A 26,270-nucleotide genomic window follows, 5' to 3' on the forward strand; every position below is an offset into this window, starting at 1 on the left:
GGAAATCCAAATATAACAGCGACCGGAAGTCCAAATGTTCCTCGCAATGACGAATATAACCACCAACCGAACCAAATCCCTGCCGCCCCGAACCGCGCTCTAAACTAACTTAAATGAGGTGTCCAAAAGTGTCAGAAGCGTACAAAAAAGCCGGAGTGGATATTGCGGCTGGCAATGAAGCAGTAGAACGCATGAAGAAGCATGTGAAGCGCACATACCGTCCGGAAGTGATGACGGAGCTGGGCGGCTTCGGCGCCCTGTTCGGCCTGAATAAGGACAAGTACGAAGAGCCGGTTCTCGTATCGGGAACAGACGGTGTGGGCACGAAGCTGAAGATCGCGTTCGCGGCTGACCGCCACGACACGATTGGCATCGATGCGGTCGCCATGTGCGTGAATGACATCGTGGTACAGGGCGCTGAGCCGCTGTTCTTCCTCGATTATCTGGCCTGCGATAAGGTCGTGCCGGAGAAGATTGAAGCCATTGTCTCCGGGATCGCCGAAGGCTGCCATCAGGCGGGCTGCGCGCTGATCGGCGGCGAGACCGCCGAGATGCCGGGCATGTATGCGGCAGGCGAGTATGATATCGCCGGATTCACCGTCGGTGTGGCCGATAAGGCGAAGCTGGTAACCGGAGCAGACATTGCTCCAGGAGACACAGTGATCGGTCTGGCTTCGAGCGGGATTCACAGCAACGGCTTCTCGCTGGTGCGCAAGCTGCTGCTGGAGGAAGACGGTTACGGCCTGGATGAGGTTGTGCCGGAGCTGGGAGCGCCGCTGGCGGATGTTCTGCTGGCCCCAACCCGGATCTACGTGAAGCCGCTGCTCGCTCTGCTCGAACAGCTTCCGGTCAAGGGTATGGCCCATATTACCGGCGGCGGGTTCATCGAGAACATTCCGCGCGTATTGCCGGAGCATGTGAATGTAGAAATCAACTACGGCTCCTGGCCGATTCAGCCGGTCTTCAGCCTGATGCAGAGCAAGGGGCAGGTAAGCAACCGCGACATGTTCACAACGTTCAATATGGGCGTGGGGCTGGTGCTGGTCGTGGCGAAAGCGGACGGAGAGCGTGCGCTGGAGCTGCTTAAGGCGAGCGGGGAAGAGGCTTACCGGATCGGCACGGTTACTGAAGGAGAGCGCATCGTTACCTTTACGGGAGCTGAAGTCTGATGGAGTGGAGCCGAATCGCTGTCTTTGCCTCCGGAACAGGCAGCAATTTCGCTGCACTGGTCCAGGCACAGCGGGAGGGCAGGCTGGGCGGCGGCAGCATAGAGCTGCTGGTCTCGGACAAGCCGGAAGCGCCTGTAGCACAGCGGGCAGAGGAGGCAGGCATACCTGCTCTGCTGCTGCGGCCGAAGGACTTCGCGGGCCGGGAGCAGTATGAGGCCGCGATTGTGGCTGAATTGCAGCGCCGGAACATCGGACTGGTGGTGCTGGCCGGCTACATGCGGCTGATCTCCCCTGTTCTGCTCGCACCGTATGCCGGACGGATCATCAACATTCATCCTTCGCTGCTGCCGGCGTTTGCCGGGAAGGACGCGATCGGGCAGGCGCTGGAGTATGGCGTGAAGCTGACGGGTGTGACCGTGCATTTTGTCGATGGAGGCATGGATACCGGACCGGTGATCGCCCAGCGCAGCGTGGAGGTCCAGTCTGGAGATACCGCTGAATCGCTGGCTGCACGCATCCATCAGGTGGAATACGCGCTGTATCCTGAGGTAGTGAGTGCTTTTGCCGCCGGAAAAGTAGAATTGAACGGAAGAATGACGACCATTGGCGATTAAGCGAAGTTGCTGCATAGCTGCCTGTGCCGGCTGTAGAACTGAGTAATTCCGACATTTCTGGCAAACCCGGCCGATTCTGATATTTCTCGGGAAATACTTCACAAGTGGCAGTAATTGACGGAAGATCTGGCGGCTTGGCCTGAAATTGCGAAAATACAGGTTTGCTGGCATAAACACAAAAGGATATATAGCAGGACAGAAACACCAGAAACAACCAGAACACCTGATTACCTGAATTACCACCCTATTCTACAAGATTCGTGTCTGTAATCATCCAGTGTTCATCCGGGCAATCATCCACAGTTACAAGGTAATTCTAATTTAAAGGTTATAGTATTCCCAACCCAATAAGCTAAGCTACAGTAACAGGTGGATTTTCTCCAACTAATCTGGCTGATAGATGCGGTGAGCGGAGCGTAAGTGGAAAAAGTACAGCTAATCTGACTCCAATCGAGTGATTTAGCTTATCTGGCGTTATTTAAGTGTATATTTTCCAACTACTGCCCCGCTACGTGCTTACCGGCCGAAATTAGATGACAAAAATCCAACTAAAACCTACACCCCAACAATCTAGCGTGAATCCAGAGGAGGACTATTCAAAGTGAGTATCAAGAGAGCGCTGGTCAGCGTATCGGACAAACAGGGCATCGTGGATTTTTGCCGCGAGTTGTCTGCATTAGGCGTAGAAATTATCTCCACAGGCGGCACCAGCACACTTTTGGCGAAGGAAGGCGTTCCGGTCATTGGCATCTCTGATGTTACCGGCTTCCCTGAGATCATGGATGGACGCGTCAAAACCCTGCATCCAGCTGTACACAGCGGCCTCCTGGCCGTTCGTGACAACGAAGAGCATACCCGTCAGATGAATGAGCTTGGCCTTGATTACATCGACCTCGTCGTGGTGAATCTCTATCCGTTCGCGGAGACGATTGCCAAGCCGGATGTGTCTTATGAAGAGGCTATCGAGAACATCGATATCGGCGGACCGACCATGCTGCGTTCTGCGGCGAAGAACCATGCGTTTGTCAGTGTGGTGGTGGATGCGGCCGACTATGCGAATGTGCTTGAAGAAGTACGCGCCGGTGGAGATACAACCCTTGCAACCCGCAAACGTCTTGCGGCCAAAGTCTTCCGCCATACGGCGGCTTACGATGCCCTGATTGCCGATTATCTGGCGAATGTCACCGGTGAACCGCTGCCGGAGCGCTACACGGTCACTTATGAGAAAATCCAGGATCTGCGCTACGGCGAGAACCCGCATCAGAAGGCTGCGTTCTACCGCAAGCCGCTGGCGGCGCAGGATACCCTGACGGCTGCTGAGCAGCTGCACGGCAAAGAGCTGTCCTACAACAATATCAATGACGCGAACGCAGCGCTCCAGATTGTCAAAGAATTCGAAGAGCCTGCGGTTGTAGCCGTGAAGCATATGAATCCTTGCGGTGTGGGCGTGGGCACAAGCGTCTATGAAGCGTATCAAAAAGCGTACAATGCGGACCCTACCTCCATTTTCGGCGGAATTGTGGCAGCCAACCGGATTATTGATGCGGACACGGCTAATCTGCTGAAGGATATTTTCCTCGAAATCGTCTTGGCCCCAGGCTTCACAGACGAAGCGCTGGAGATCCTGACGAAGAAAAAGAATATCCGCCTGCTTAAGCTGGGCAACCTCAGCACCGCTGCATCCCGCAAGAGCAGCTTTGTGGTCACCTCCGTTGAAGGGGGAATGGTGGTGCAGGAGAGCGATGTACACTCTGTGAATCCTGAGGAATTGCAAGTGGTAACCGACCGCAAGCCTACCGAAGAAGAGCTGAAGCAGCTGTTGTTCGGCTGGAAGGTTGTGAAGCATGTGAAGTCCAACGCCATCGTGCTGGCGGCTGACGATATGACAGTCGGTGTAGGTGCAGGACAGATGAACCGTGTCGGTGCGGCCAAGATTGCCATTGAACAAGCAGGCGAGAAAGCGAAGGGTGCTGTGCTGGCATCAGATGCCTTCTTCCCGATGGGCGATACACTGGAAATGGCTGCGAAGGCGGGCATTACGGCGGTTATTCAGCCGGGAGGCTCGATCAAGGACGAGGAATCGATTAAGGTTGCCAACGAATACGGCATTGCCATGGTCTTCACCGGCGTACGCCATTTCAAACACTAGCACGCTGGGAGGATCAGAGCCTTATGGATATTTTAGTAGTCGGCGGCGGCGGACGTGAGCATGCGATCATCTGGAGCTTGTCCCGCAGTCCCCGTGCCGGTAAAATCTACTGCGCCCCCGGCAATGCCGGGATTGCGCAGCTTGCGGAATGTGTGCCGATCGGCGTCTTCGAGTTCGATAAGCTGACCGCTTTTGCCAAGGAGAAGAAGGTAGGACTGGTGGTCATCGGACCGGATGATCCGCTCGCTGCAGGCATTGTGGACGCCTTCGAAGCCCAGGATATCCCTGTATTCGGCCCGCGGAAGAATGCCGCAGAGATTGAGGGCAGCAAGACCTTCATGAAGGATCTGCTGCATAAATACAGCATTCCGACAGCCGCTTACGAGAAATTCAGCGATTATGAGACAGCCTTGTCTTATCTGCGGAGCCAAGAACTGCCGATTGTCATCAAGGCGGACGGCCTGGCCGCAGGCAAAGGGGTAACCGTGGCGTATTCCCGTGAGGAAGCGGAGCAGGCCCTTCAGGAGATCATGGTCGACAAGGTTTTCGGGGAAGCAGGGGCACAGGTCGTCATTGAAGAGTTCCTTGCCGGGCAGGAAATGTCGATTCTGGCGTTCGTGGATGGCGAAACGGTACGGCCGATGGCTGCGGCCCAGGACCATAAGCCTGTATTCGACGGCGATAAAGGACCTAATACGGGAGGCATGGGGACGTATTCCCCGCTGCCGCATATCGATGAAGCGATCATCCGTGAAGCGGTCGAGACGATTATTGAGCCGACAGCCAGAGCGATGGTGGCTGAGGGCCGTCCCTTCAGCGGAGTGCTGTTCGCAGGACTGATGATCTCGCCGGACGGCAGACCGAAGACGATTGAGTTCAATGCCCGCTTTGGGGACCCTGAGACACAGGTGGTTCTTCCCCGGCTGCGAAGCGATCTGCTGGAGATCTTCCTGGCTGTGACCGAAGGCAGACTCGCCGATATTCCGATCGAGTGGAGCGAAGAGGCGGCAGTCTGCGTGGTGCTGGCCTCGGAGGGATATCCCGGGCCTTACCCGAAGGGTGTGCCGATCAGCGGGCTGGAAGACAGCGGCTCTGCGCTGGTCTTCCATGCCGGAACCGCACGCAGCGGGGACGGCGGCTGGGTGACTACCGGCGGCCGCGTGCTTGGGGTGGTAGGCCTGGGGGCAACCATTGCCGAAGCACGTACATCGGCCTATGCCAGTGCGGAGAATATTACGTTTGCGGGCAAACAGAACCGCAGTGATATCGCAATGAAGGCACTGGTCTGAGGAGAAAGTCCCAAAAAAAGGACTGACAAGTTGTAGGAGAAGTGCTATAATACAACTCGTACGGGGGAAAATGTGCGGATATATACAGATAAAGGGTCTTTCCTTTCTAAGGAAAGGCCTTTTTTAAAATAGAAGAATTCATATGTTCCACACTATGAATGCTATAATAGTACAATAACAGCGATGCTTATGCGGATGTACAGTTACTGATTTAAGGGGGAATTAGTTTTGAGTAAGGTAGGAAGAAATGACTTATGCCCGTGTGGAAGCGGGAACAAATATAAGAAATGCTGCATGGAGAAAGACAGAGCGGCGGCACAGTCGATGCTGCGGCTGGTTAACGCAGGGGATGCAGCGGCGCAAGCGCCTGTAACCATACCCGGCGTAATCGTGCACGAGGAACAGCCGGCTACGGTAAGTGCCGCCCCTGCTGCGGGCAAGCTTACGCTGCCCAAGCTGAAGAAGATGGTGGCGAAGGAGCTGAACTGGGAGCATCCGGCCCATGAACAGCTGGCGCTGGAGCTGATCGAGCACATGAGAGACCAGTATGACCGTGAGCTGATCCTGGAAGCACTGCTGCTGTGGAACGGCTTCTCCCGCCAGACCAAGCCGGCCGTGAAGAAGACAGGCTCATTCTGTGCGGCGATCGAATACCTGCTGTCCGAGGAGTACGGCTTCATGCTGTCGCAGGCGGAGCTGGCGGACAAATACGCGATTACCACGGCCACGATCTCCCGCAAGGTTAAAGAAATATATAACTATGTCGAGGAATACGGCATGACCGGGGAAGCAGACGATCTGATGGCGCTGAACGGAGCGGAAACTCCGCAGGAGAAGGCGCAGACCCTTCTGGCCCAAGCCATGGAGGCAACCTCTGCGAAGCGCCGGGTCCAGCTCGCGGAGAAGGCGCTGGAGCTCTATCCTGACAGCCCGGAAGCCTACCTTATTCTGGCCGAGGAAACGGAGAATGAGGAAGACGCCCGTGAGCTGCTGAAGGCGGGAATCGCCGCAGGCAGACGGGAGCTGGGCGAGTCTTATTTTACGAAGCATAAAGGGTTCTTCTGGGGGCTCTATGAGACCCGCCCTTATATCCGGATCTGCCAGAGCTACGCGGAATCCTGCTGGTTCGGCGGTAAGGCGGAGGAAGCAACAGAGATGCTGGAGCATATTCTGGAGCTTAATAAGGATGATAATACGGGTGCCCGCTATCTCCTGACTGCTGTATATCTGTATAGCAACCAGCTTGAAGAAGCAGAGCGGATCATTAAGAACTACGGTGAAGAGGATGCGGCGGCGGCTTTTGCCTATGACCGGATTGTACTGGAGTTCAAGAAGAACGGCATTACCTCGCAGCTCAAAATGCTCTACCGCATAGCCCGCGGAGTGAACAAGCATGTGCCGGATTACCTGCTGGGTATGAAGCGGCTGCCGCATAATCTTCCGGATTATGTCGGTATGGGTGATCCCAATGAAGCGATTGAATATGTAATTATGCATTCGCGCTTGTGGGCGAGCCTGCCGGATCTGCTGAAGTGGATGCTGAAGCAATAGACGCTATAGATGAATACCAGACACAGTCCTTCGGGGCTGTGTTTTTTTATGGAGATTAGGAGTGACCTCGCTGATATCACCGAACACAGGCCGAATGTAATAGAAAAACCGACCACAATGGGCAGTGGTGCAGGTGAACGGGCGAATGTAGTCGGAAAACCGACCACAATGGGCAGTGGCGCAGGTGGATGGAAGAATGTAATCGAAAAACCGACCACAATGGGCAGTGGCGCAGGTGGATGGGCGAATGCAGTCGGAAAACCGACCACAATGGGCAGTGGTGCAGGTGAACGGGCGAATGTAGTCGGAAAACCGACCACAATGGGCGATGGCGCAGGTGGATGGGCGAATGTAGTCGGAAAACCGACCACAATGGGCGATGGCGCAGGTGGATGGGCGAATGTAGTCGGAAAACCGACCACAATGGGCAGTGGCGCAGATGGATGGGCGAATGTAGTCGGAAAACCGACCACATTGGCGGTGGAATTGGGCTACGTATAAATCCCCTTGCCATTCTAGTCTAATTAGACTAAACTATCTGAAAAGAGGTCCTCCTAATGTTATTTATTACTGGAGCAACTGGAACCGTTGGAAGCCGGGTTGTACATTACCTCAAGTCTAAGGAAGTCAACTTCAAAGCCCTCACCCGCACACCTGAGAAGCTGATGCACGATCAGAGTGATCACATGACGATCGTCACCGGGGATATTAAGGATTGCAGCGCCTGGTCAGACAGCCTGCGCGGCGTGGAGACCTTATTCCTGATTCTGCTGGATGATGCTGAGGAGATTCTGCAGGCTGCCCGGGCCAAGGGTGTCCGCAACATCGTGTTCTTATCCTCAGCGTCCATCAACCGCTCGGATGCCGCTTACAACGAGAACGCTATGAAACATAAGAAGGTTGAGGAGCAGATTCAGGCGTATGGCTTTCAGTATGTGTTTATCCGGGCCGAGGCCTTCATGCACAATACCATTTACTGGAGAGACCTTTTTAGATACAATAAGGGGACGATCCGGTTACCGGCCTTGGAGGCTAAGCTGGCGAGCGTACATGAAGAAGATATTGCCGGGGTTATCAGTGTGGTTGTAACGGATTTTGACCGATTCTCCGGGCAGGTCTTGACGCTCACAGGTGCGAATATCCTTAGCCAGCGGAACATTTTGACAGAGATCTCTAAGCAACTGGGACAATCGCTTAAACTGGAAGAACAGACCATCGCGGACTTCCGTTCCTATATGAGCAAGTACATCGCTGAAGAATACATTACCCTTAGAGTACAGGACTGGGAGTATACCCTGAAGCATAAGCTCGCCGTGACGGACACGGTGCTGACGATTCTTGGCCGGGAGCCTTATACGTTCCGAGAATGGATCGCGGAGCATCTCGGTGATTTTCAATAAATACAGAAAGAGGAATTCGCTATTATACCCTTACTTATACTGGGTCTGCTTAAGGATTGCGGACAATCCAGCGCTTATGAATTGCTCAGTGTCTTCAAGGAGCGGGATTACAGGTATCTTGTTCATATGACGAAGGGATCGCTGTATTACAACCTCCAGAAGTTATCGGGCGAAGGCTTGGTCCGGCTGGTAGAGGTCGTTAGCGTGAACAACTATCCCGAGCAATACATCTATGAAATTACACCGCAGGGCGACGAGCATTTCAAAGCGCTGATGGCCAAGTACTCGCTGCAGACAGACGATATTACGTTAGCTTTTTATATGACGACGCTGTTCGCCCACCAGTATGATCCAGAGGAATTCAAGGCGGCTGTAGCCATACAGATGGAGCAGACACGGCGTAAGATTGCTGAGATCGACCATGCGCTGGAGGCCAAGCAAGACAAGATCTACGATACGGCAAAATCGATGATGAATAATGTCAGAGCGCACCATGAATTGAACCTGAAGTGGTTTCAAGAGCTGCTGGAACAGTAGTGCAGCAGATTGCCGGATAAGATGAATTGGAAAATTGGTTATAGAGATCCTGCTCCCTTTTGTTTGCTGAATACAGCAGATACAAGGGAGTATTTTTTTGTGTAAATAACCTGACATGAATAAGCGGTGATAGGGGTAAATAAGAGGCTTAACTCGATAATTATGAGAAAATACCTTACATGGTCACACTTATTTCACAGCCTATGGGAAAACGGTACAGGGATAAAGGGATTTTTTGCAGAAATAAGTCGAAAAGACAGAGAAGATCCGGGATAGCCCCGGGTCTTTATACATGGAAGGTGGGAGGGTCTATGGCACTGGGAAAGAGTAAGAAGGTTAGGGAGAGGGGGCTTATCGGCTCACTCCGTAATATGGGGATTCGCGGCAAGCTGTTTTTGTCAGTGATTCTGTCTGTGGTGGTTATTTTCATGACGGTGTCTGTAGTGATCTACAGCAATGCCAAGCAGCTTATCGTGGACGGGCTGAAGAGCTCGCTGACGTATGAGAAAGGGGCGATCGGGGTGCAGGTCAATGACCTGCTGCAGCCTGCTGTAGACAGTGTGGCACTGCTCAATGCCAACGCCTACCTCCGTGACTTCATTCTGAGGGTGAAGGATGCTCAGACGCTGAAGACTACGGACGGGTACACGGAGCTGATCCAGACGCTGAACCTGATCAAGAACAACAATAAGAATTTGCTCAATGTATACATAGGTATGGATGCGGTGAACAAGGTGATTACCCAGGATGAATTCGAGCCTCCGGCAGACTACGTGCTGAAGGAGCGAAGCTGGTATTCCGCTGCGGCTGCGAACAAGCGTGTAACGATTACCAATCCTTATATTGATGCCGGGTCAGGCAAAATGGTCGTCAGTGTCAGCACACCGCTGCTTGATGATTCAGGCAAGCTGATCGGCGTGGCGAGTGCAGATATTTCGATTGAGCAGATTACAGCTGCGCTGGGCGCTTTTAATTATAAAGGCAGCGGCTATGCCGTGCTGATTGATGAGACGGGAACCTTCATCTACCATCCCAATCCGGATCATATTCTGCTGAAGAAGATGGCTGATCTGGGCGAATCGTGGAAGACTGTCGGCGATAAAATGCTGCAGTGGGGCTCAAATGTCATCCGGGCGGACATAGACGGCGAGCCCAGCTATGTATCCTATTCACCGGCTGTGGCTAACCAGTGGTCAGTCGCGCTGATCGTACCACAGAAGCATGCGGAGCTTGAGCTGAAGCGCTTCGAGCTGATTTTCTTCCTCTCCATTATGGTTTCGATTGCGGTGCTGTCTGTCCTGCTGTATCTGGTCTCGGGCAGTATCCTGAAGCAGTTTCCGCTCCTCACGGCTGCGTTCGGGCAGGCGAAGGCGGGGGACCTGTCGGTAAGGGCAAGGGTAACCGCAGGAGGCGAGATCGGGGTGCTGGCTGAGGGCTTCAACGATATGATCGCGTCGCAGCAGCTACTGATTCAAGAGATCCTGCACAGCTCGCAGAGTATCTCGGGCGCGGTAGGGAATACAGAGCAGAACGTATTCGTGCTGGACGGCAGCATCACCGATATCTCGGGGGTTACGGAGGAGCTGTCGGCAGGCTTGCAGCAGACCGCCGCCTCGATGGAGGAGATGAATGCCAGCACGACCCAGATCGAGGCGGCGATCCACGGGATTGCCCGCAAAGCTCAGGAGGGGGCGGAAGCCGCCGGAGAAATTAACGTACGGGCGGAGCGGCTGAAGGAGAGAGCCTGGGAATCCCGCACACAGGCGGATACCGTGTACGGGCTTAGCGAAGAGAAGCTGCGCACGGCCATCGAACAGTCGGGATCAATCTCGCAGATCAGCGCGCTTACGGGCGCCATTCTAGAGATCGCTGCCCAGACCAACCTGTTATCGCTGAATGCTTCCATTGAGGCGGCAAGGGTCGGGGAAGCGGGCCGGGGGTTCGCTGTAGTGGCAGAGGAGATCCGTAAGCTGGCCGACAACTCGCGTGAGACGGTGACTGAGATCCAGGGAGTGACAGGGGCGGTAGTCCAGGCGGTGTCCAATCTGGTGGAGGCTGCGGAGAGTATGCTTGGCTTCATGGACAGCCAGGTGAAGACGGACTACGATGCCATGCAGGAGACCGGAGAGCGGTACAGTGAGGATGCCAGGTATATCGAGGAGCTGGTGACGGACTTCAGCGCCACCTCGGAAGAGCTGCTGGCTTCCATCCAGAGCATGCTTACTGCAATCAGCGAGACGGGTAGTGCGACGAATGAGGGGGCAGAAGGAGCGGGAGCCATTGCTGCCGGAGCGGAGCAGATCATCGAGCGGTCCCGCAGCATCGTAGCGGAGATGGAGGAGATCAAGCTCAGCTCGGCGCAGCTGCTGAGTGCGGTGTCGAGGTTTAAGGTATAGAAGTAGTGTAGGCGGTCCTGCCGATGGATGACAGGGCCGTTTTGTGTTTGTGGGATGAATGGGGGGGGAAGGGAAGGGAAGGGAAGGGAAGGGAAGGGAAAAATCCCATTGATTGCGCCAGAAGTGGGCTGTGTGAGCAACTTAAGGGAAAAAATCCCATTGAATGCGCAGTAACTAGGCTGTGCAGCCGCAGGCTTACACCGCAAGTCTACTCAACTCCAGCGTGACTCCTTCGGCTAGGTAATCTGTCTATTGTGCAGCTTGATGTAGTTAATGAGATAGAGTGGGTGTGCGGATGGAGGCGCTGACATGCATCATATAGAGTGTGATTCCACTCTCAGTGGATGCTATATTGTGTGGAGAGGACAAGGGTTGAAAAAAAGTCCTTGGAAGAGTATGTTACAAGAAGCGAAACGATAAGAAAGAGACAGTGAGGCGGGGAAAACATGAGAGAAGGCGAAAACCGGATCGTAGGAATGGAAGATATTGTACGCGCACACCATGTGCTGCGGGAGGTTATCGTCCGTACGCCGCTCCAGCTGGATGCGGTATTGTCGGCCAAATACGGCTGTAATGTGTATTTGAAACGTGAGGATCTGCAGATTGTACGCTCCTTCAAAATCCGGGGAGCCTATAATATGATCCGCAGTCTGTCTGACGAAGACAGAGCCAAGGGCATCGTCTGCGCCAGCGCGGGAAATCATGCCCAGGGCGTGGCTTATTCCTGCAAGGCACTAGGCATCAAAGGCAAGATATTCATGCCGAGCACTACTCCTAATCAGAAGATTAAGCAGGTCCGGCGCTTCGGCGGCGAATTCGTTGAGGTGATTCTGAAGGGGGATACCTTCGATGATGCTTATGATGAAGCGCTGCAGGCTTGCATTGACTATAGCATGACCCTGATTCACCCGTTCGATGAGCCGCGTATTATTGCCGGCAACGGAACCATTGCCATGGAGGTGATGGAGAATCTGGACAAGCCAGCGGACTTCGTGTTCGTCACCATCGGCGGCGGCGGGCTGGCAGCCGGTGTAGCCACCTATATCAAGACGGTGAGTCCGGCAACCAAGGTTATTGGTGTGGAGCCCAGCGGCGCGGCTTCGATGAGTGAGGCCATGCAGAGCGGTGAGGTAATCACCCTGAAGGAGATCAACAAGTTCGTGGACGGCGCGGCGGTGAAGCGTGTCGGCGGTCTGACCTTCGATATCTGCTCGAAGCTTCTGGATGATGTGGTGAAGGTGCCGGAGGGCAAGGCGTGTACCACTATTCTGGAGCTGTATAATGAGAATGCCATTGTGGTGGAGCCTGCCGGTTCCCTCCCCATTGCTGCACTGGACATGTACCGTGATCAGATCCGCGGCAAAAGCGTGGTCTGCATCGTCAGCGGCGGCAACAACGATATTGACCGGATGCAGGAGATCAAGGAGCGTTCCCTGATCTATGAGGGTCTTAAGCATTACTTCATGGTCAACTTCCCGCAGCGTGCGGGTGCCCTGCGCGAGTTCCTGACCGAGGTGGTCGGACCGGATGATGATATTACCCGGTTCGAGTACACGAAGAAGAATGAGAAGGAGAACGGCCCGGCCCTGGTAGGCATTGAACTGATGTCTACCGATGCCTACGCCCCGCTGATTGAGCGGATGAAGCAGAAGGGCGTCGATTATGTGGAGATTAACAAGGATGTTAATCTGTTCAGTATGCTGATTTGATTTGATCCAATAAGAAGCAGCCCCGTCCGGCGTGATTGCGGACGGGGCTGCTTTCTTGTTGTTTAGGAAAGTTGTGGATAAGTGGCGCGCAGGCGTGTGGCCCGAATGTATGCGAAAAACAGCATACATTGTGCTCACATGCAGACGTGTGACCCCAATGTATGCGGAAAACAGCATACATTTGCTGGCGCGCAGGCGCATGGCTCGAATGTATGCGGAAAACAGCATACATTTGCTGGCGCGCAGGCGCATGGCTCGAATGTATGCGGAAAACAGCATACACTTGCTGGTGCGCAGGCGCATGGCTCGAATGTATGCGGAAAACAGCATACAATTTGCTGGCACGCAGGTAATCTCATTTACCCGCAGGGTGATTTTGTTCAAATATAAGAAATTATATGTTTCACACGATAACCTATCCTTCTATTTCTCGCTGAAACGGGTGCCGTCCCTGAACAGACGGCAAAGCCGTTTCCACTTGTTGTATGGTATTTAATTGAACCGCCTACGGCTGAGGCACCTCAGTCTTCAGATACTGCTCCGCCGCATCGTCCAGCAGGTAGCCGTTACTCTTCATCAGCTTCATGAAGCCGTCAAGCTTCTGCAGGAAAGCACTGGTACTGCTGTTCTTGGCCAGGATGCTGGTGTAGGCCTTCTGCGCCTCCAGATCCATCTCCAGATTATCGTAATGGAAGAGCGGGGTGTTATTCTGGCCGTAGAAGGTGTTCACAGCATACTGGTTATACAGCTTCTTGACGGCCTGTACCCGGTTGGATGTGGGATAGGCCTGGATGAATTGCTCCTGGGTCAGCGCACGGTCGGCTACCTCGCCCCAAGCAATGATCAGCCCGTTATCCTTGGAAGAAGGCAGATCTGATTCAGCCGCCATAATGGAAATATAACTGCTGATATCCTCCGTTACATAAGGCTTATATTTGCGGTAAGCCGCATAATCAATCACCGGGTAAAAACTGCCCTCGGCGGTATCCAGCTTGTATCCGCTCTCTCCCGCATTTTGTAGCAGGGCGCGCAAGGCGGCGTTATCCGTACTCTCAGCCAGCTTCTCCATGCTGACTCCCCCTCTGTAGACGGTGAGGAGGTTCCGCTGGACCTCGCTGCTGCTGAATTTCTTCTCCCAGGAGGGGAGCAGCGCCTTATGCAGGTTCTCCAGCTTCAGCGTCAGTACAGTCGCCTGATAAGGAGTGACTGCATACAGCTTCGTCTTCATATAGGCAATGGTACCCGGCAGGTTACCGCTGGACAGCAGCGGCAGCGCGCCCTTATAGACCGCTTCTGCATGGCTGGCAGTCTTAGCGCTTGCAGCTGCACCGGAAGTGCCTGTCCGGCTGCTTCCGCTGCCTTCGGCACCGGCCGGGACGGCTGCGCCTGCCTGAAGCCCTATGAGCAGGGCGATTGCGGCGGATAGAACGGCATGCTTTTTCATTCGAGTCTCCTCCTGTGTGGAATGGATGTGGGTTACAGCCTCTAAGATGGGAAGAATATGAATTTCAGCCCCAGCCCTCCGGCAGCGGCCAGCGCCAGACTGACCCAGGGCGAGACCGGAATCACCGGGAACAGATTATCGAGGAATATGCCGGCGAATACCGCAATCACAGCAATTCCGATGTAGATGCCCAGGGCCTTAATGTCGAAGGTCTTGGGCTTCGGACTGTCATCCTCCGACAGGGAGGTCATCCATTTCATAATCAGCTCAACCAGCAGGATGGAGCCTGCGCCGACGACGATCAGCGTGAACAGGCTGAGCTGGCCGAAGAGTTCGTGCGGACCGCCGCTCCACTGTGTAATCAGGCCGGCAATGCCCATCGTCCCGAACAGCAGGGTCAGAGCGGACCAGGAGATCATCATAGAGTTCTTCAGCCGGCTGCGCGGTGTGCGCGGCGGGACACTGTCCATCACGTCCTTGAAATAATCACCGGGCTTCTCGCCAAAAATCTGCTTGGCATTCTTGCCCTTGGCTTGTCCCTTCAGCAGCAGCTCAGCCGCCTCCAGCAGCAGCTCCTCTGCACGTACAGCATCTACTGAACTGGCGCGCATCGCCAGAATCATATCTTCGTAATAAGAGCGGTTAGACGGCGTCATCTGCTCCCGCAGCAGATTGTTCTGCTTAATCATAGCTTTGACTTTCATAGTGTGGACCTATACCTCCAGCATTGAGTGATCAGGATACCTTCAACCTAGAGTATACGTTTGTGCACCAGCCGTGTGCAAGGACAACGTTCGTTCACGAAGGTCTGAATAATCCTTTTGGAAGAGTAAACACTGAAGAGGTGGTGGCTTCACCAACTATAGCTAGAGGGAAGGCAGGGAGCGTTATGGAACAGGAAAACAAGCAGGAACCCGGCAAGGCTGTGAACGACGGCACCGCGCCTGTACCGACTAATGATGTGGGGGACTGGGGCAATTCTGACGGCTTCAGCCTATGGGATGCTGCGGGGCAGGGCCAGGAGAACGGGCTCGGGGATTGGGAAGGCCGGCAGGAGACACACGACATGTTTCACGACAGCTATGACTGAGTGATGCCTAAGCGGGTATGGGCCTCTTTTGCTCCTGCGGGAGTGGAAGGGGCCTTTTCTCCGGTAGGGCTGACGTAAGCTGCGGGCTTCATGCGTATTGACAACAAATTAGCACAGATATTATAATAGAGATATTAATCATACTAAGTTAATCGGAATTATTATAATTTAAAATAAATCAGCCATTTAGGGGAGGACGCCGCAATGGAACGGAATATCATCATCCGGCATAACGGAGAGGAACTGACAGCGAGCATACATTATCCGGCCGCAGACCGGGCAGGGACAGGACGGTGCAAGAACCGGGTGCCGCTTGCAGTGATCTGCCATGGCTTCGTAGGCAGCCGGATCGGTGTCGACCGGATCTTCGTCAAGGCAGCCCGTGAGCTGGCGCAGGATGGCTATATGGTAATCCGCTTCGATTATGCGGGCTGCGGGGAGAGCAGCGGTGATTACGGCAGTGAGGATATGGAGTCGATGATCGGGCAGACCCGGGCGGTACTGGATTACGGCATCAGCTCGGCAGATGTGGACCCGCAGCGTGTAACACTGATCGGACACAGTCTGGGCGGTGCGGTGGCGCTGCTGACAGGTGTCCGTGACCGGCGGGTGAAGAACCTTGTACTGTGGTCAGCTGTCGGTTATCCCTTCAATGATATCGTCAAGATTGTCGGCAGGGATGCCTTCGACCGGTCGGTGAAGAGCGGTTCAGCAGATTACGCCGGCTATTCGTTCACTCCGGTATACTTCAATTCCCTGGCTGCCTTCCAGCCGTTCCAGGAAGCCGGGAAGTTCAGCGGCGATGTGCTGGTCATCCACGGAACCTCCGATGATGTGATTCCTGTAGATTATGCGTTCCTCTACCAGAAGCTGTTCTGGACCCGGCCGGAAGGACGGTGCGACAAGGAGATTATTTTCCAGGGCGATCATACCTTCTCTTCGGGTCCGGCGCAGGAGCAGGTGCTGAAGCGTACCCGGGATTGGATGAACCAGCAGGAGCATCTGCAGGAGGAATGGCAGAACTGGATGATATAGGAGCGGTAACGGCACTCGCAATGGCTGGGAATTAGCTGTAAAATAAAGGGGAAGACCATACCGGAAATGGAGGCTCTTACCCTATGAAATTACCGGCCTTTTTCATTGCGCATGGCTCCCCGCTGCTGGTACTTGAGGATAACGACTATACGCGTTTCTTGCAGCGGCTGGGTTCGGATCTGGGGAAGCCCCGGGGCATTGTGATCTTCTCAGCTCATTGGGACAGTCCCGAGCAGCTGATCACAGTGGACGCACAGCATGAAACGCAGCATGATTTCTACGGGTTCCCGGAAGAGATGTATCAGCTGAGTTATCCTGCTCCAGGTGATCCCGCACTCAGCCGCCGTATTTCGGAACTGTTCAAGGATAGTAATCTGCCCCATCAGCCCGTGCTGGGCCGTGGGCTGGATCATGGTGCCTGGGTCATCCTGAGGACCATGTTCCCGCAGGCGGATATTCCGGTCGTGGCCTTATCCGTGGATTCGCTCCGCTCGCCTGAGGAGCAGTACAACATCGGACGGATGCTTGCTCCGCTGCGTGAGGAAGGTGTCCTCCTGATCGGCAGCGGCGGTCTGGTGCATAACCTCAGGCTGCTGAAGCAGAAGGATCAACCGGAGCAATGGGCGCTTGACTTCGACGGGTGGATTGCAGAGCGGCTTGCGGCCTGGGATCTTCCCTCCCTGTATGCGTATGAGAAGCAAGCTCCGCATGTGAGGGAGGCCGTACCAACCTACGGCAAGGAACATTTCATCCCGCTCTTCTACGTAATGGGTGCAGCCGATGAAGGCAGAGCGGCACAGTTAATGATTCAGGCCTACCAATACGGTACGCTCAGCCTGAACTGCTGGATGTTTGATTAATATAGGAATGAATAGAGGGTACAGCTGCTATAAGGGCTGTACTCTTTTTGTGCTGCCGTTTCCACTTGACTCAAGACAAACTCTGCCAGCTATGATTAAATAAAGGAAGCGAGTTTCATAGAAGAGAATCGAGAGAAGCAAGCTGTAACTTACGATTAGGAGGAACAACGTGTCTATATCGATGAACCGTTATGTATCCCGTCCTGTATCTGCTCTGGTCCTTGCCGCCGTGCTGCTCTCTGCCTGTGGGGAAGAGCAGGCAACGCCTGAGCCCGTGCGGGTGGTAGCGCCTACGGCGCAGCCGCAGCCGACCGAAGTTCCGCAGCCTTCGCCGACAGCAACGCCAGCCCCGGCAATAGCGGTCTCCGGCTTAACAGGCCTGCCGGTTGAGGAGGAGAGCCTGCCCCGGCCGCTCGCGGTCATGATCAATAATGCCCCGGCGGCCCGCCCGCAGTCCGGGATCAGCGAGGCGGATATTCTGTACGAGGTGCTGGCCGAAGGCGGAATTACCCGGCTGATCGGTATCTTTCAGAGTCATGCCGGGGTGGTGAAGATTGGGCCGATCCGCAGTATCCGCCCTTACCTGCTGGATATCGGCGAGAGCTATGGCGGCATAACGGTGCATGCCGGAGGCAGTCCGGATGCCTATGCCATTCTGCAACGGCAGAAGAAGGCGGATATGGACGAAATCGGCCGCGCGGGGGCCTACTTCTGGCGGGACAAGGAACGCAAGGCCCCGCATAACCTGTACAGCAATGCCGCCAAGCTGCGGGAGGGGGCAGTGAAGCTGGGCTATGCGGAGAGCGTGAAGGTACCGGGTTTTCTTTTCCATGATCCGGAGTACATTCCTGTGGAGGGCACCCCGGCGCTTGCGCTGGGTGTGAACTTCCTGCTGAAGAGCTACAATGTCGGGTACCATTATAACGCAGAGCAGCGCACATACGCCCGCTGGGTGAACGGCAAGCCGCATCTCGATCTGAATAATAACCGTCCGGTGGAAGCGGCAAACATCATCGTGATGGGTTCGGACCATAAGGTGCTGGACGATGTCGGCCGGCTGCAGGTGGATACGGAGCTGGGGGGAGAAGCGGTGTTGTTACAGCGCGGCGTAGCGATGAACGGCAAGTGGTCGCGCAGCCCCGGAGACGTCATCCGGTTCGTGAAGAAGGACGGCAAGGAGGCGCTGATGTTCCCGGGGATTACCCATATTCTGATCGTTCCGAACAGTCCTTCGTTCAGCAGTCATCTCGAATACGCGCAGGCGCCTGCATCCCCCTAATTCCGGCTGGAGATTGAATGTTCGGATGATTATTTTCGTAAGTTGCAGGGAATTGTTATTATAGTGTAAAAAAGTTCGTTTTTTTGTCTTCTATCCCTTCTGTCGATATGATAAGATAACAAGGGTTGTCATTCATTTTCATGCATTTACATTTGGATGGCTGCATTTTTTTACGGCAATTTCATGTAAAGGGGTATAAAGCTAATGAGGCTCAGAAAAAAGGATATATTCTTTGAGACGCTGGAAAACATGGCTGACACCATTGTTCAGGCGGCGGATTATTTCGCTCAGAATATCTCGACTCTCCAGGGCAATGTGGAGAACTTCGCCGGGGAGATGAAGAAATACGAATCCCAGTGCGATACCTACACACACACTGTCATCAAGGAATTGAACAAGACGTTCATTACGCCGCTGGAGCGGGACGACATCATGGATCTGATTACAAGCATGGACGATGTCATTGATGGTCTGGAGGCTTCTGCCTCGCGTTTCTATATGTATAACCTGCTGGATGCGGATGAGTATATTGTCCAGTTCGCAGAGATTCTCCGCCAGAGTGCATACGAGATCCAGAAGGCGGTTCATTTGCTCTCCCAGAAGAAGCTGCTGGCGATCCGCGAATACACCATCCGTCTGAATGATCTGGAGAACCAGGGCGACGAAGTCCTGCGTATCTGCACCAAGGCCCTGTTCGAGACTGTGAAGGACCCGATTGAGCTGATTAAGCGCAAAGAATTGTATGAGCGGCTCGAGACCACCACGGATAAATGTGAAGACGTAGCCAACATGCTGGAATCGATCATCATGCGTAACTCATAAGGGGCCTCAAATATGGATACATCTATATATGTACTAGCTTTTGTTATCTTTCTTGCGCTGGCGTTCGACTTCATCAACGGCTTCCATGATACCGCCAATGCGATTGCTACCTCTGTCTCAACCCGTGCGCTGAAGCCGCGTACAGCCATCATGCTGGCCGCTTCGATGAACTTTATCGGCGCCTTGATGTTCACCGGCGTGGCGAAGAAGATCGGGGGCAGCATTACCGATCCGACCCTGCTGGACAACGGGATAGACATTGTCACAGCGACGCTCATTGCGGCAATTATCTGGAATCTTGTGACCTGGTGGCTGGGTATTCCTTCGTCCTCCTCCCATGCGCTTATCGGTGCGTTAGCCGGGGCGGTCTATGTCGGGGCAGGTACAGAGCATATCAAATGGAGCGGGTTCATTGAGATCGTAGAAGGGCTGATTTTCTCCCCGCTGATCGCTTTTGTAATCGGGTATATTGTGATGACGATTCTGAAGTGGATCTTCGCGAAGAAGAGTCCGCATACGGTCAACAAGGGCTTCCGTTCGATGCAGATCGTGACGGCCGCACTGCAATCCTTCACCCATGGTACGAATGACGCGCAGAAGGCGATGGGGATCATTACCTTTGCCCTCGTCACCTCGGGACGGCTGGATACGATGGAGGTTCCGCTCTGGGTTAAGATTGCAGCGGCTACATCCATGGCACTCGGAACGTCGATCGGCGGCTGGAAGATTATTAAGACGATGGGCACGAAGATTTTCAAAATCGAGCCGATCAACGGCTTCGCAGCGGATATTTCGGCGGCCTCTGTTATTTTCACGGCTACGCTGCTGCATCTGCCGGTAAGTACAACCCACGCGATTACCTCATCGATTCTGGGTGTAGGTTCAGCCAAGCGCTTCTCCGCTGTCAAATGGGGAGTGGCCGGACGGATCGTGGTTACCTGGTTCATTACGATTCCGATCAGCGCCTTGCTGGCGGGAGTGATCTTCAAGCTCTTCTTCTAGGGCTGGAACAGAATAGATTGCCTGGACAAGATGTCACAGAAGCCATGGATGGCTTTAGGACATCTTTTTTTGCGTTCAGCGCTAAACCTCGGCCTAAGCGGAGGTTATTTGATTTTTCAAGAGAGGAATGTCACAAAAGGCTACACGAAACTGATAAAAAATGTTAATAGGCATAAAAAGAAAATGAAATACATCACATGAATAAAAGAAAATAACATATGAGAAATGAATTTTGCGTAGTATTATGTAGGATTTGGTAGTCTCTGAAGTAAGGTTTGTTTTAAGTGTTACCATTGCTGACAAACACCCGATTAGACAAAGGAGGCCTAGCCATTGATCGACTTTCATCAGGTAGACAAACATTACGGACAATTCCATGTACTGAAGGGCATTGATCTGCATGTTCAGGAAGGGGAAGTCGTTGTTGTAGTCGGTCCTTCCGGCTCCGGCAAGAGCACGATGCTGCGTTGCATTAACCGTCTGGAGACGATCACGAGCGGCGGATTAACCGTGGACGGTATAACTGTAAACGAACGCAAGACAGATATCAATACCCTGCGCAAAGAGATCGGAATGGTCTTCCAGCACTTCAACCTGTACCCGCACAAAAAAGTCATAGATAATATCACGCTGGCCCCGGTCAAGGTGCTGGGCTTAAGCAAAGCGGAAGCGGAGAAGACCGCAATGTATTATCTGGAGAAGGTCGGCATTGCCGACAAGGCAGAGTCCTATCCTTCCCAGCTATCCGGCGGACAGCAGCAGCGGGTGGCGATTGCCCGGGGGCTGGCGATGAAGCCGAAGATTATGCTGTTCGACGAGCCGACCTCGGCGTTGGACCCGGAGATGGTCGGAGAGGTGCTGGATGTCATGCGCGCCCTGGCCCGCGAGGGCATGACGATGGTCGTTGTGACCCATGAGATGGGCTTCGCCCGCGAGGTGGCGGACCGGGTCATCTTCATGGATCAGGGGCAGATCGTGGAAGAGGCGGAGCCGGAAGCCTTCTTCGCCAGCCCGAAGGAAGAGCGGACGCGTACTTTTCTCAGCCGTGTATTAAGCCACTAAACTAAATATATAGGAATCCGGGGAGGAAACGAAATGAAAATGTCCAAGAGCTTCAAGGTGTTAAGTGTGCTGATGATTGCGGCCATGCTGGTCATTGCCGGGTGCGGCAACAACAAGGGCAAGAACGACAATGCGGCAGGCGGTAACGCTGCCGGAGGAGCAGCCGCTGACTCTGCGGCCATTGCCAAGATCAAGGAGCGCGGCAAGCTGCTCGTCGGCGTGAAGTTCGATACCCGCCTGTTCGGCCTGAAGGACCCAGCCTCCGGCAATGTGGAAGGCTTCGACATCGATATCTCCAAGGCCATCGCTAAGAAAATTCTCGGTGACGAGAATGCCATCGAGCTGAAGGAGGTCACCTCCAAGACACGAATCCCGATGCTGAATAACGGCGAGATCGATATGGTGGTGGCTACCATGACCATTACGGAGGACCGCAAGAAGGAAGTCGATTTCTCTGACGTCTATTTCCAGGCCGGCCAGTCCCTGCTGGTGAAGAAGGGCAGCCCGATTACAGGCCTTGAGAGCGTTACGAAGGATACGAAGATCCTCGGCTCCAAGGGGGCAACCTCGATCAAGAATATCAAAGAGAAGGTGCCGGGCGTAACTGTGCTTGAATTCGATAACTACCAGGATGCCTTCAGTGCGCTTAAGGCGGGACAGGGTGATGCGCTCACTACCGATGATGCAATTCTGTACGGAATGGCCTCCCAGGACCCCGGCTTCGAGGTGGTAGGGAAGCCGTTTACCGATGAGCCTTACGGCATTGCGGTCCAGAAAGGCAACGCGGATTTAGTTAAGGCGATTAATAATACACTGGCTGAACTGAAGGCGAATGGGGAGTATGATGCCATCTATACGAAGTGGATTGGTAAAGCTCCGGCTAAATAAGCCTGTTCCAAGCAAGAGCTTTCTTCCCTCAAGGTAAGAACGCATAAACGGGTTTCACACGAAATTCTCGTAGAAACGGTACCGCCTTTTCCAAGGAGGGCAACGCCGTTTCTACTTGTTTGTAGAAACGGCGGTCATGCCGGGCAGGAACGAACTCATCTACAGGTAAAGGCAGGTGAACATTGATGGATTTCTCAATATTAACGAGGTACTTCGGACTGTATATGGAAGGCTTCTATGGTACGCTGCTATCCAGTGTGCTGGCCCTGATCGGCAGCTTCCTGATCGGTGCGGTCGTTGCCGTCTTCCGCATGACTTCAGTCAAGGGTCTGCGCTGGTTCGGCGCGGTGTATGTGGAGTTCATCCGCAACATCCCGCTGCTGCTGGTTGTGTATATTTTCTATTACGGGCCTTCCGCTCTGGGCTTCACACTGGATGGCTTCAAGGCAGGAACCATTGGACTCGCCGTATATACCTCGGCCTTCATCGCCGAAGCGATTCGTGCCGGAATTATGGCCGTGCCCAAGGGACAGATGGAGGCGGCACGTTCCTCCGGTCTCAGCTACATACAGACGATGCTGCATATCATTCTGCCGCAGGCGATCAAGCTGGTCATTCCACCGCTCGGTAACCAGTTCATTAACCTGATTAAGAACTCCTCAGTATTAACCCTGGTGGCCGGTCTTGATCTGATGTACTTCGCCGACGGAATCTCTACTGAGACTTACCGTACCTTCGACACCTACATTTTCGTAGCGGTATTCTATCTGGTGCTTACGCTTCCGCTCAGCTACGGCGTGCGGATCTGGGAGCGCCGGCTGCAACGCAAATATTAAGAAGCATCATAAAAGGACATTTGAAGCTAAAGGAGGGATATTATGGATTTCATAGGGGCATACTCTGCCGATAATCTGAAGTTTCTGCTGGACGGATTGTATGTGACGCTGATCGTTGCTTTTGTATCGATCTTCCTGAGCTTTATCATCGGCTGTATTATTGGCGTCATCCGCTATTCGGAGGTACCGGTGCTGTCTCCGGTCATGTTCTACCTGGTGGAGCTGATCCGTAATCTGCCGCTGCTGCTGATCATCTTCTTCATCCGCTTCGCCTTGCCGGAGGTCGGAATCAAGCTCGGACTGATTACTGCGGCCATTGCAGCATTAACCATCTTCGAGGCGGCGATGATTGCCGAGATTGTCCGCGGCGGCTTAATGTCGATTGACAAGGGGCAGATTGAGGCGGCGCGTTCCTCCGGTCTCAGCAGTGTACAGACCTTGTGGCATATCGTGCTTCCCCAGGGGCTGCGGCGGATGGTTCCGCCACTGGTCAGCCAGTTCATCTCCCTGCTGAAGGATACCTCGCTCGCTGTTGTGATTTCCCTGCCGGAGCTGATGCATAATGCCAACATTGTCATCGGCCACAGCTACAGCTATGCCATCCCTACGCTGGCGCTGGTTGCCCTGATTTATTTTGTCGTCAATTACCTGCTGTCGCTGCTGTCCAGAAGGCTTGAGCACAGAGCGGTATAACCGGAGTGGAATGAGGATTAAGCCATATTCAATCCAGTTCGGCTATGATACTATAGTTGTCAACCTCTCTAGGCAGGAGCAGTGGCGATGGGACAATCGATTCTGAGAATGAAGGCGGTACAGATTCTGCTGGTGGCCGCCGTTACTGCGGTAGCCGGGGAATTCAAGATCAACCCGTTTGACGGAGATATCTTCCGGATTGCCATGGGCAGCAGCGCCTTTCTCCTCTTCCTGCTGTTAATGAGGCAGCTGCCGTATATCCGCACAGGCTGTGCTGCCGGGGTGGTTGTGCTGCTGTTCCGGACTGCGATGGATATGGTGGAGGGAAGCGGACTGACGGTAGAGCAGAGCCTTAGCAGCCACTTCTCGGCAATGATCTATTACATGGTGTTCGGCGCACTGATGCGTGTCATCAAGAGCCGGATCGATACGTTTCATCCGCTGGTGCTGGGCGCGGTTGCCGCGCTGATCGATCTCCTGTCGAATGAAATGGAGCTGCTGACCCGGCTGATCGTACTGGATTCGGCTACCTTCCGGCTGAACGAGTGGACGTACCTAATGGCAATTGCCGTCCTGCGTACGTATTTCACCACCGGGGTATATAGCAGTATCTCTGTCAGCCAGCTGCGTATCCGGGAGCGGGAGCAGCAGGAGCGGACCCAGCAGATGCTCGGATTCGGCTCCGGCCTGTACGGGGAAGTGTTCTATCTGAAGAAATCTATAGGCACCCTGGAGCAGGTAACGCTGAACAGCTTCGAGCTGTACAGCAAGCTGAAGGACGGGGAAGGCACAGGGCGTTACAGCCGGCAGGTGCTGGATATCACCCAGCAGCTCCATGAGGTGAAGAAGGATTCGCAGCGGATTCTGGCAGGGCTGGTGAAGCTGGTGGAGCGTGAGGTGAACGGGGACATGCCGTTATCGGACATTCTGAGGTTCGCGGTTAAGAGCAATGCCAAATATGCAGAAATGCTAGGTAAAGAGATCAAATTCCATATTCACATCACCTCCGATTACACAACCGACAGCTACATTCCTCTATTGACCCTGCTTAACAATCTTACCGCCAATGCGGTGGAAGTCATCCAAGGGACAGGCAGCATCCATCTGAACGCTTATGAGCAGGACGGCATGACGATTCTGACAGTGAACGATAGCGGGACAGGCATCGGGAAACGTGACCTCGATCTGCTGTTCGAGCCGGGCTTCACCACGAAATTCGATGAAGAGGGCATCGCTGCCACAGGGATCGGGCTCTCTCATGTACGGGATATTGTGAATATGTTCGAGGGAAGCATTACGGTTCAGCCGGTATCGCATATCGGTGGGGCCATGTTCCAGATTACAGTGCCGAGCATTAAGCTGCGGAAGGAGGAATAGAGGATGCCGCTATCATTCTGTATTGTAGATGACGACGCGTCGGCGAGAAGAATGCTGCAGCATATTATTGAGGACAGCGGGCTTGGTGAGGTGACGGGTACTGCTGAGAGCGGACAGGAGGGGATAGCCCTGATCCTGAGCGAGACCCCGGACATTGTGCTGATGGATCTGCTGATGCCGGACCAGGACGGGATTGAGACCATCCTCTCTCTTCAGGCACAGGGCTGCCGCTCCAAATTCGTAATGATCTCGCAGATTGAGAACGGGGACATGGTGAGCCGCGCCTACAAGAGCGGAATTGAATTCTTCATCCGCAAACCGATCAACAAGATTGAAGTGGAATCTGTACTATATAAAGTGAATGAACGTTACGCCATGGGCCGTTATCTGGATGAGATCAAGCTGACGCTGGGTAAGCTGGAGGGTCTGCAGTTCGGACTGCCGCAGCTGCCGCCTGGCAAGCGTACCGTCAAGGAGATTGTCCAGCCAATTCTGATGAATATGGGGATGATCTCGGAGAATGGCAGCCGTGATATTATCACGATCATGGAGCTGGCGGTAGCCGAAGGGAACAGCGGAAGTCTTCCGTCCCTTAAGGAGCTGTACGAGCGGACCGCTGCCAAGTACAGACCGGTGCCTGCGGAAGCAGCCAAAGAGGTCAAGGCCATCGAACAGCGTCTGCGCCGCGCACTGGCGGCAGGTCTGACAAGTCTCGCGTCCATTGGTCTGACGGATTACGGGAATCCGAAGTTCGAGCATTATGCGCCGCTGTATTTCGACTTCGAAGAGGTGCGCCTGAAGATGAAGGAGATTGAACAGGGCAGAGATAGCGGCAAGGTGAAGGTGAATATTAAGAAATTCCTGCAGGTGCTGCATCTGGAGGTGCTGGAGGGCTTGGGCCGATAAGCTATATATATTGGAAAATCGGACCGGTCCGTTCGCCGTAAATGGCGCCGTCAACTATAAAGACAAGACCAAGAAACCTCCGGAGCGCTGGTCAGCGGGCTGGCGGTTATTTTTTTGCGCAGACATGCTGTACAATAGGAGGAAGCAACTAGAACAGCGCGG

25 protein-coding genes are annotated in these 26,270 nt (G+C 54.0%); 23 read left to right on the forward strand and 2 right to left on the reverse strand.

Features of this window, described 5'->3' with window-relative positions; translation table 11 throughout:
* The first annotated feature begins 128 nt into the window (after positions 1–128).
* From purM to NYE26_RS01795, 11 genes are all read left to right on the forward strand, one after another.
* Entirely contained in the window at positions 129–1,169 is a 1,041-nt protein-coding gene (gene purM, locus NYE26_RS01745) for a phosphoribosylformylglycinamidine cyclo-ligase (RefSeq protein WP_339253443.1), read from the forward strand.
* On the forward strand, positions 1,169–1,783 hold the full coding sequence (gene purN / locus NYE26_RS01750; protein WP_036730933.1) for a phosphoribosylglycinamide formyltransferase: 615 nt from the start codon (positions 1,169–1,171) through the stop codon (positions 1,781–1,783). The genes purM and purN overlap by 1 nt, the downstream gene beginning before the upstream one ends.
* Before the next feature lie 601 nt (positions 1,784–2,384).
* Positions 2,385–3,932 (forward strand): bifunctional phosphoribosylaminoimidazolecarboxamide formyltransferase/IMP cyclohydrolase, encoded by a 1,548-nt coding sequence (gene purH / locus NYE26_RS01755; protein ID WP_076080180.1) that lies wholly within the window; start codon positions 2,385–2,387, stop codon positions 3,930–3,932.
* Between the two features lie 23 nt (positions 3,933–3,955).
* Positions 3,956–5,221 (forward strand): phosphoribosylamine--glycine ligase, encoded by a 1,266-nt coding sequence (purD, locus tag NYE26_RS01760; RefSeq protein ID WP_339253446.1) that lies wholly within the window; start codon positions 3,956–3,958, stop codon positions 5,219–5,221.
* Positions 5,222–5,449: 228 nt separating this feature from the next.
* Positions 5,450–6,772, forward strand: a complete 1,323-nt coding sequence (locus NYE26_RS01765) for an SEC-C metal-binding domain-containing protein (protein WP_339253448.1) — start codon at positions 5,450–5,452, stop codon at positions 6,770–6,772.
* A 9-nt stretch (positions 6,773–6,781) separates the two neighbouring features.
* Positions 6,782–7,273, forward strand: a complete 492-nt coding sequence (locus NYE26_RS01770) for a hypothetical protein (protein WP_339253450.1) — start codon at positions 6,782–6,784, stop codon at positions 7,271–7,273.
* A gap of 56 nt (positions 7,274–7,329) precedes the next feature.
* On the forward strand, positions 7,330–8,172 hold the full coding sequence (locus NYE26_RS01775; protein WP_339253452.1) for an NmrA family NAD(P)-binding protein: 843 nt from the start codon (positions 7,330–7,332) through the stop codon (positions 8,170–8,172).
* A gap of 45 nt (positions 8,173–8,217) precedes the next feature.
* Entirely contained in the window at positions 8,218–8,709 is a 492-nt protein-coding gene (locus NYE26_RS01780) for a PadR family transcriptional regulator (protein WP_339257286.1), read from the forward strand.
* A gap of 311 nt (positions 8,710–9,020) precedes the next feature.
* Positions 9,021–11,105 carry a methyl-accepting chemotaxis protein gene (locus tag NYE26_RS01785; RefSeq protein ID WP_339253454.1) on the forward strand — a complete coding sequence of 695 codons (2,085 nt, stop codon included), beginning with the start codon at positions 9,021–9,023 and terminating at the stop codon, positions 11,103–11,105.
* Between the two features lie 446 nt (positions 11,106–11,551).
* Positions 11,552–12,814, forward strand: a complete 1,263-nt coding sequence (ilvA, locus tag NYE26_RS01790) for a threonine ammonia-lyase IlvA (RefSeq protein ID WP_036693275.1) — start codon at positions 11,552–11,554, stop codon at positions 12,812–12,814.
* A 73-nt stretch (positions 12,815–12,887) separates the two neighbouring features.
* A complete protein-coding gene (locus NYE26_RS01795) occupies positions 12,888–13,310 on the forward strand; it encodes a hypothetical protein (RefSeq protein WP_339253456.1) in 423 nt (140 codons plus the stop codon).
* Between the two features lie 9 nt (positions 13,311–13,319).
* Here NYE26_RS01795 and NYE26_RS01800 read toward each other — a convergent pair whose 3' ends face one another.
* Entirely contained in the window at positions 13,320–14,258 is a 939-nt protein-coding gene (locus tag NYE26_RS01800; protein WP_339253458.1) for a hypothetical protein, read from the reverse strand.
* Between the two features lie 41 nt (positions 14,259–14,299).
* Complete coding sequence (locus NYE26_RS01805) at positions 14,300–14,962, reverse strand: DUF1129 family protein (protein ID WP_339253459.1); 663 nt, start codon at positions 14,960–14,962, stop codon at positions 14,300–14,302.
* 185 nt (positions 14,963–15,147) lie between these two features.
* On the opposite strand from NYE26_RS01805, the gene NYE26_RS01810 reads away from it, so the two are divergent.
* The 12 genes from NYE26_RS01810 to NYE26_RS01865 all read left to right on the forward strand — a co-directional run bounded on the left by NYE26_RS01810 (position 15,148) and on the right by NYE26_RS01865 (position 26,108).
* Positions 15,148–15,348 carry a hypothetical protein gene (locus NYE26_RS01810; protein WP_036730918.1) on the forward strand — a complete coding sequence of 67 codons (201 nt, stop codon included), beginning with the start codon at positions 15,148–15,150 and terminating at the stop codon, positions 15,346–15,348.
* Positions 15,349–15,552: 204 nt separating this feature from the next.
* Entirely contained in the window at positions 15,553–16,383 is an 831-nt protein-coding gene (locus NYE26_RS01815; protein ID WP_036730916.1) for an alpha/beta fold hydrolase, read from the forward strand.
* An 83-nt stretch (positions 16,384–16,466) separates the two neighbouring features.
* Positions 16,467–17,243 (forward strand): class III extradiol ring-cleavage dioxygenase, encoded by a 777-nt coding sequence (locus NYE26_RS01820; protein WP_036730914.1) that lies wholly within the window; start codon positions 16,467–16,469, stop codon positions 17,241–17,243.
* Positions 17,244–17,412: 169 nt separating this feature from the next.
* Entirely contained in the window at positions 17,413–18,522 is a 1,110-nt protein-coding gene (locus NYE26_RS01825) for a DUF3048 domain-containing protein (protein ID WP_339253462.1), read from the forward strand.
* 204 nt (positions 18,523–18,726) lie between these two features.
* On the forward strand, positions 18,727–19,344 hold the full coding sequence (locus NYE26_RS01830; RefSeq protein ID WP_036730910.1) for a DUF47 family protein: 618 nt from the start codon (positions 18,727–18,729) through the stop codon (positions 19,342–19,344).
* A gap of 12 nt (positions 19,345–19,356) precedes the next feature.
* A complete protein-coding gene (locus NYE26_RS01835; RefSeq protein ID WP_036730908.1) occupies positions 19,357–20,346 on the forward strand; it encodes an inorganic phosphate transporter in 990 nt (329 codons plus the stop codon).
* A gap of 333 nt (positions 20,347–20,679) precedes the next feature.
* On the forward strand, positions 20,680–21,408 hold the full coding sequence (locus NYE26_RS01840; protein ID WP_036693252.1) for an amino acid ABC transporter ATP-binding protein: 729 nt from the start codon (positions 20,680–20,682) through the stop codon (positions 21,406–21,408).
* Between the two features lie 33 nt (positions 21,409–21,441).
* Positions 21,442–22,296 (forward strand): glutamate ABC transporter substrate-binding protein, encoded by an 855-nt coding sequence (locus NYE26_RS01845; RefSeq protein ID WP_036730906.1) that lies wholly within the window; start codon positions 21,442–21,444, stop codon positions 22,294–22,296.
* A 185-nt stretch (positions 22,297–22,481) separates the two neighbouring features.
* The gene (locus tag NYE26_RS01850) at positions 22,482–23,132 is read left to right on the forward strand and encodes an amino acid ABC transporter permease (RefSeq protein ID WP_143803770.1); all 651 of its coding nucleotides are present in this window, start codon (positions 22,482–22,484) and stop codon (positions 23,130–23,132) included.
* Positions 23,133–23,174: 42 nt separating this feature from the next.
* The gene (locus NYE26_RS01855; protein ID WP_339253465.1) at positions 23,175–23,825 is read left to right on the forward strand and encodes an amino acid ABC transporter permease; all 651 of its coding nucleotides are present in this window, start codon (positions 23,175–23,177) and stop codon (positions 23,823–23,825) included.
* Positions 23,826–23,912: 87 nt separating this feature from the next.
* Positions 23,913–25,202: an ATP-binding protein gene (locus tag NYE26_RS01860; protein ID WP_339253466.1), complete on the forward strand. Its 1,290-nt coding sequence runs from the start codon at positions 23,913–23,915 to the stop codon at positions 25,200–25,202.
* A gap of 3 nt (positions 25,203–25,205) precedes the next feature.
* On the forward strand, positions 25,206–26,108 hold the full coding sequence (locus NYE26_RS01865) for a response regulator (RefSeq protein WP_036730902.1): 903 nt from the start codon (positions 25,206–25,208) through the stop codon (positions 26,106–26,108).
* Positions 26,109–26,270: the final 162 nt, after the last annotated feature.

The organism is Paenibacillus sp. FSL P2-0136 (assembly GCF_037975325.1).
Lineage (GTDB): Bacteria > Bacillota > Bacilli > Paenibacillales > Paenibacillaceae > Paenibacillus_AQ > Paenibacillus_AQ silagei.

What these genes read in the sequence shown, in the direction of transcription:
- purN (WP_036730933.1), top strand. Translation starts at nt 1,169, where the DNA reads ATGGAGTGGAGCCGAATCGCTGTCTTTGCCTCCGGAACAGGCAGCAAT.
- purD (WP_339253446.1), top strand. Translation starts at nt 3,956, where the DNA reads ATGGATATTTTAGTAGTCGGCGGCGGCGGACGTGAGCATGCGATCATC.
- NYE26_RS01770 (WP_339253450.1), top strand. Translation starts at nt 6,782, where the DNA reads ATGAATACCAGACACAGTCCTTCGGGGCTGTGTTTTTTTATGGAGATT.
- NYE26_RS01775 (WP_339253452.1), top strand. Translation starts at nt 7,330, where the DNA reads ATGTTATTTATTACTGGAGCAACTGGAACCGTTGGAAGCCGGGTTGTA.
- NYE26_RS01785 (WP_339253454.1), top strand. Translation starts at nt 9,021, where the DNA reads ATGGCACTGGGAAAGAGTAAGAAGGTTAGGGAGAGGGGGCTTATCGGC.
- ilvA (WP_036693275.1), top strand. Translation starts at nt 11,552, where the DNA reads ATGAGAGAAGGCGAAAACCGGATCGTAGGAATGGAAGATATTGTACGC.
- NYE26_RS01800 (WP_339253458.1), bottom strand. Translation starts at nt 14,258, where the DNA reads ATGAAAAAGCATGCCGTTCTATCCGCCGCAATCGCCCTGCTCATAGGG.
- NYE26_RS01805 (WP_339253459.1), bottom strand. Translation starts at nt 14,962, where the DNA reads ATGAAAGTCAAAGCTATGATTAAGCAGAACAATCTGCTGCGGGAGCAG.
- NYE26_RS01810 (WP_036730918.1), top strand. Translation starts at nt 15,148, where the DNA reads ATGGAACAGGAAAACAAGCAGGAACCCGGCAAGGCTGTGAACGACGGC.
- NYE26_RS01815 (WP_036730916.1), top strand. Translation starts at nt 15,553, where the DNA reads ATGGAACGGAATATCATCATCCGGCATAACGGAGAGGAACTGACAGCG.
- NYE26_RS01820 (WP_036730914.1), top strand. Translation starts at nt 16,467, where the DNA reads ATGAAATTACCGGCCTTTTTCATTGCGCATGGCTCCCCGCTGCTGGTA.
- NYE26_RS01830 (WP_036730910.1), top strand. Translation starts at nt 18,727, where the DNA reads ATGAGGCTCAGAAAAAAGGATATATTCTTTGAGACGCTGGAAAACATG.
- NYE26_RS01835 (WP_036730908.1), top strand. Translation starts at nt 19,357, where the DNA reads ATGGATACATCTATATATGTACTAGCTTTTGTTATCTTTCTTGCGCTG.
- NYE26_RS01845 (WP_036730906.1), top strand. Translation starts at nt 21,442, where the DNA reads ATGAAAATGTCCAAGAGCTTCAAGGTGTTAAGTGTGCTGATGATTGCG.
- NYE26_RS01850 (WP_143803770.1), top strand. Translation starts at nt 22,482, where the DNA reads ATGGATTTCTCAATATTAACGAGGTACTTCGGACTGTATATGGAAGGC.
- NYE26_RS01855 (WP_339253465.1), top strand. Translation starts at nt 23,175, where the DNA reads ATGGATTTCATAGGGGCATACTCTGCCGATAATCTGAAGTTTCTGCTG.
- NYE26_RS01860 (WP_339253466.1), top strand. Translation starts at nt 23,913, where the DNA reads ATGGGACAATCGATTCTGAGAATGAAGGCGGTACAGATTCTGCTGGTG.
- NYE26_RS01865 (WP_036730902.1), top strand. Translation starts at nt 25,206, where the DNA reads ATGCCGCTATCATTCTGTATTGTAGATGACGACGCGTCGGCGAGAAGA.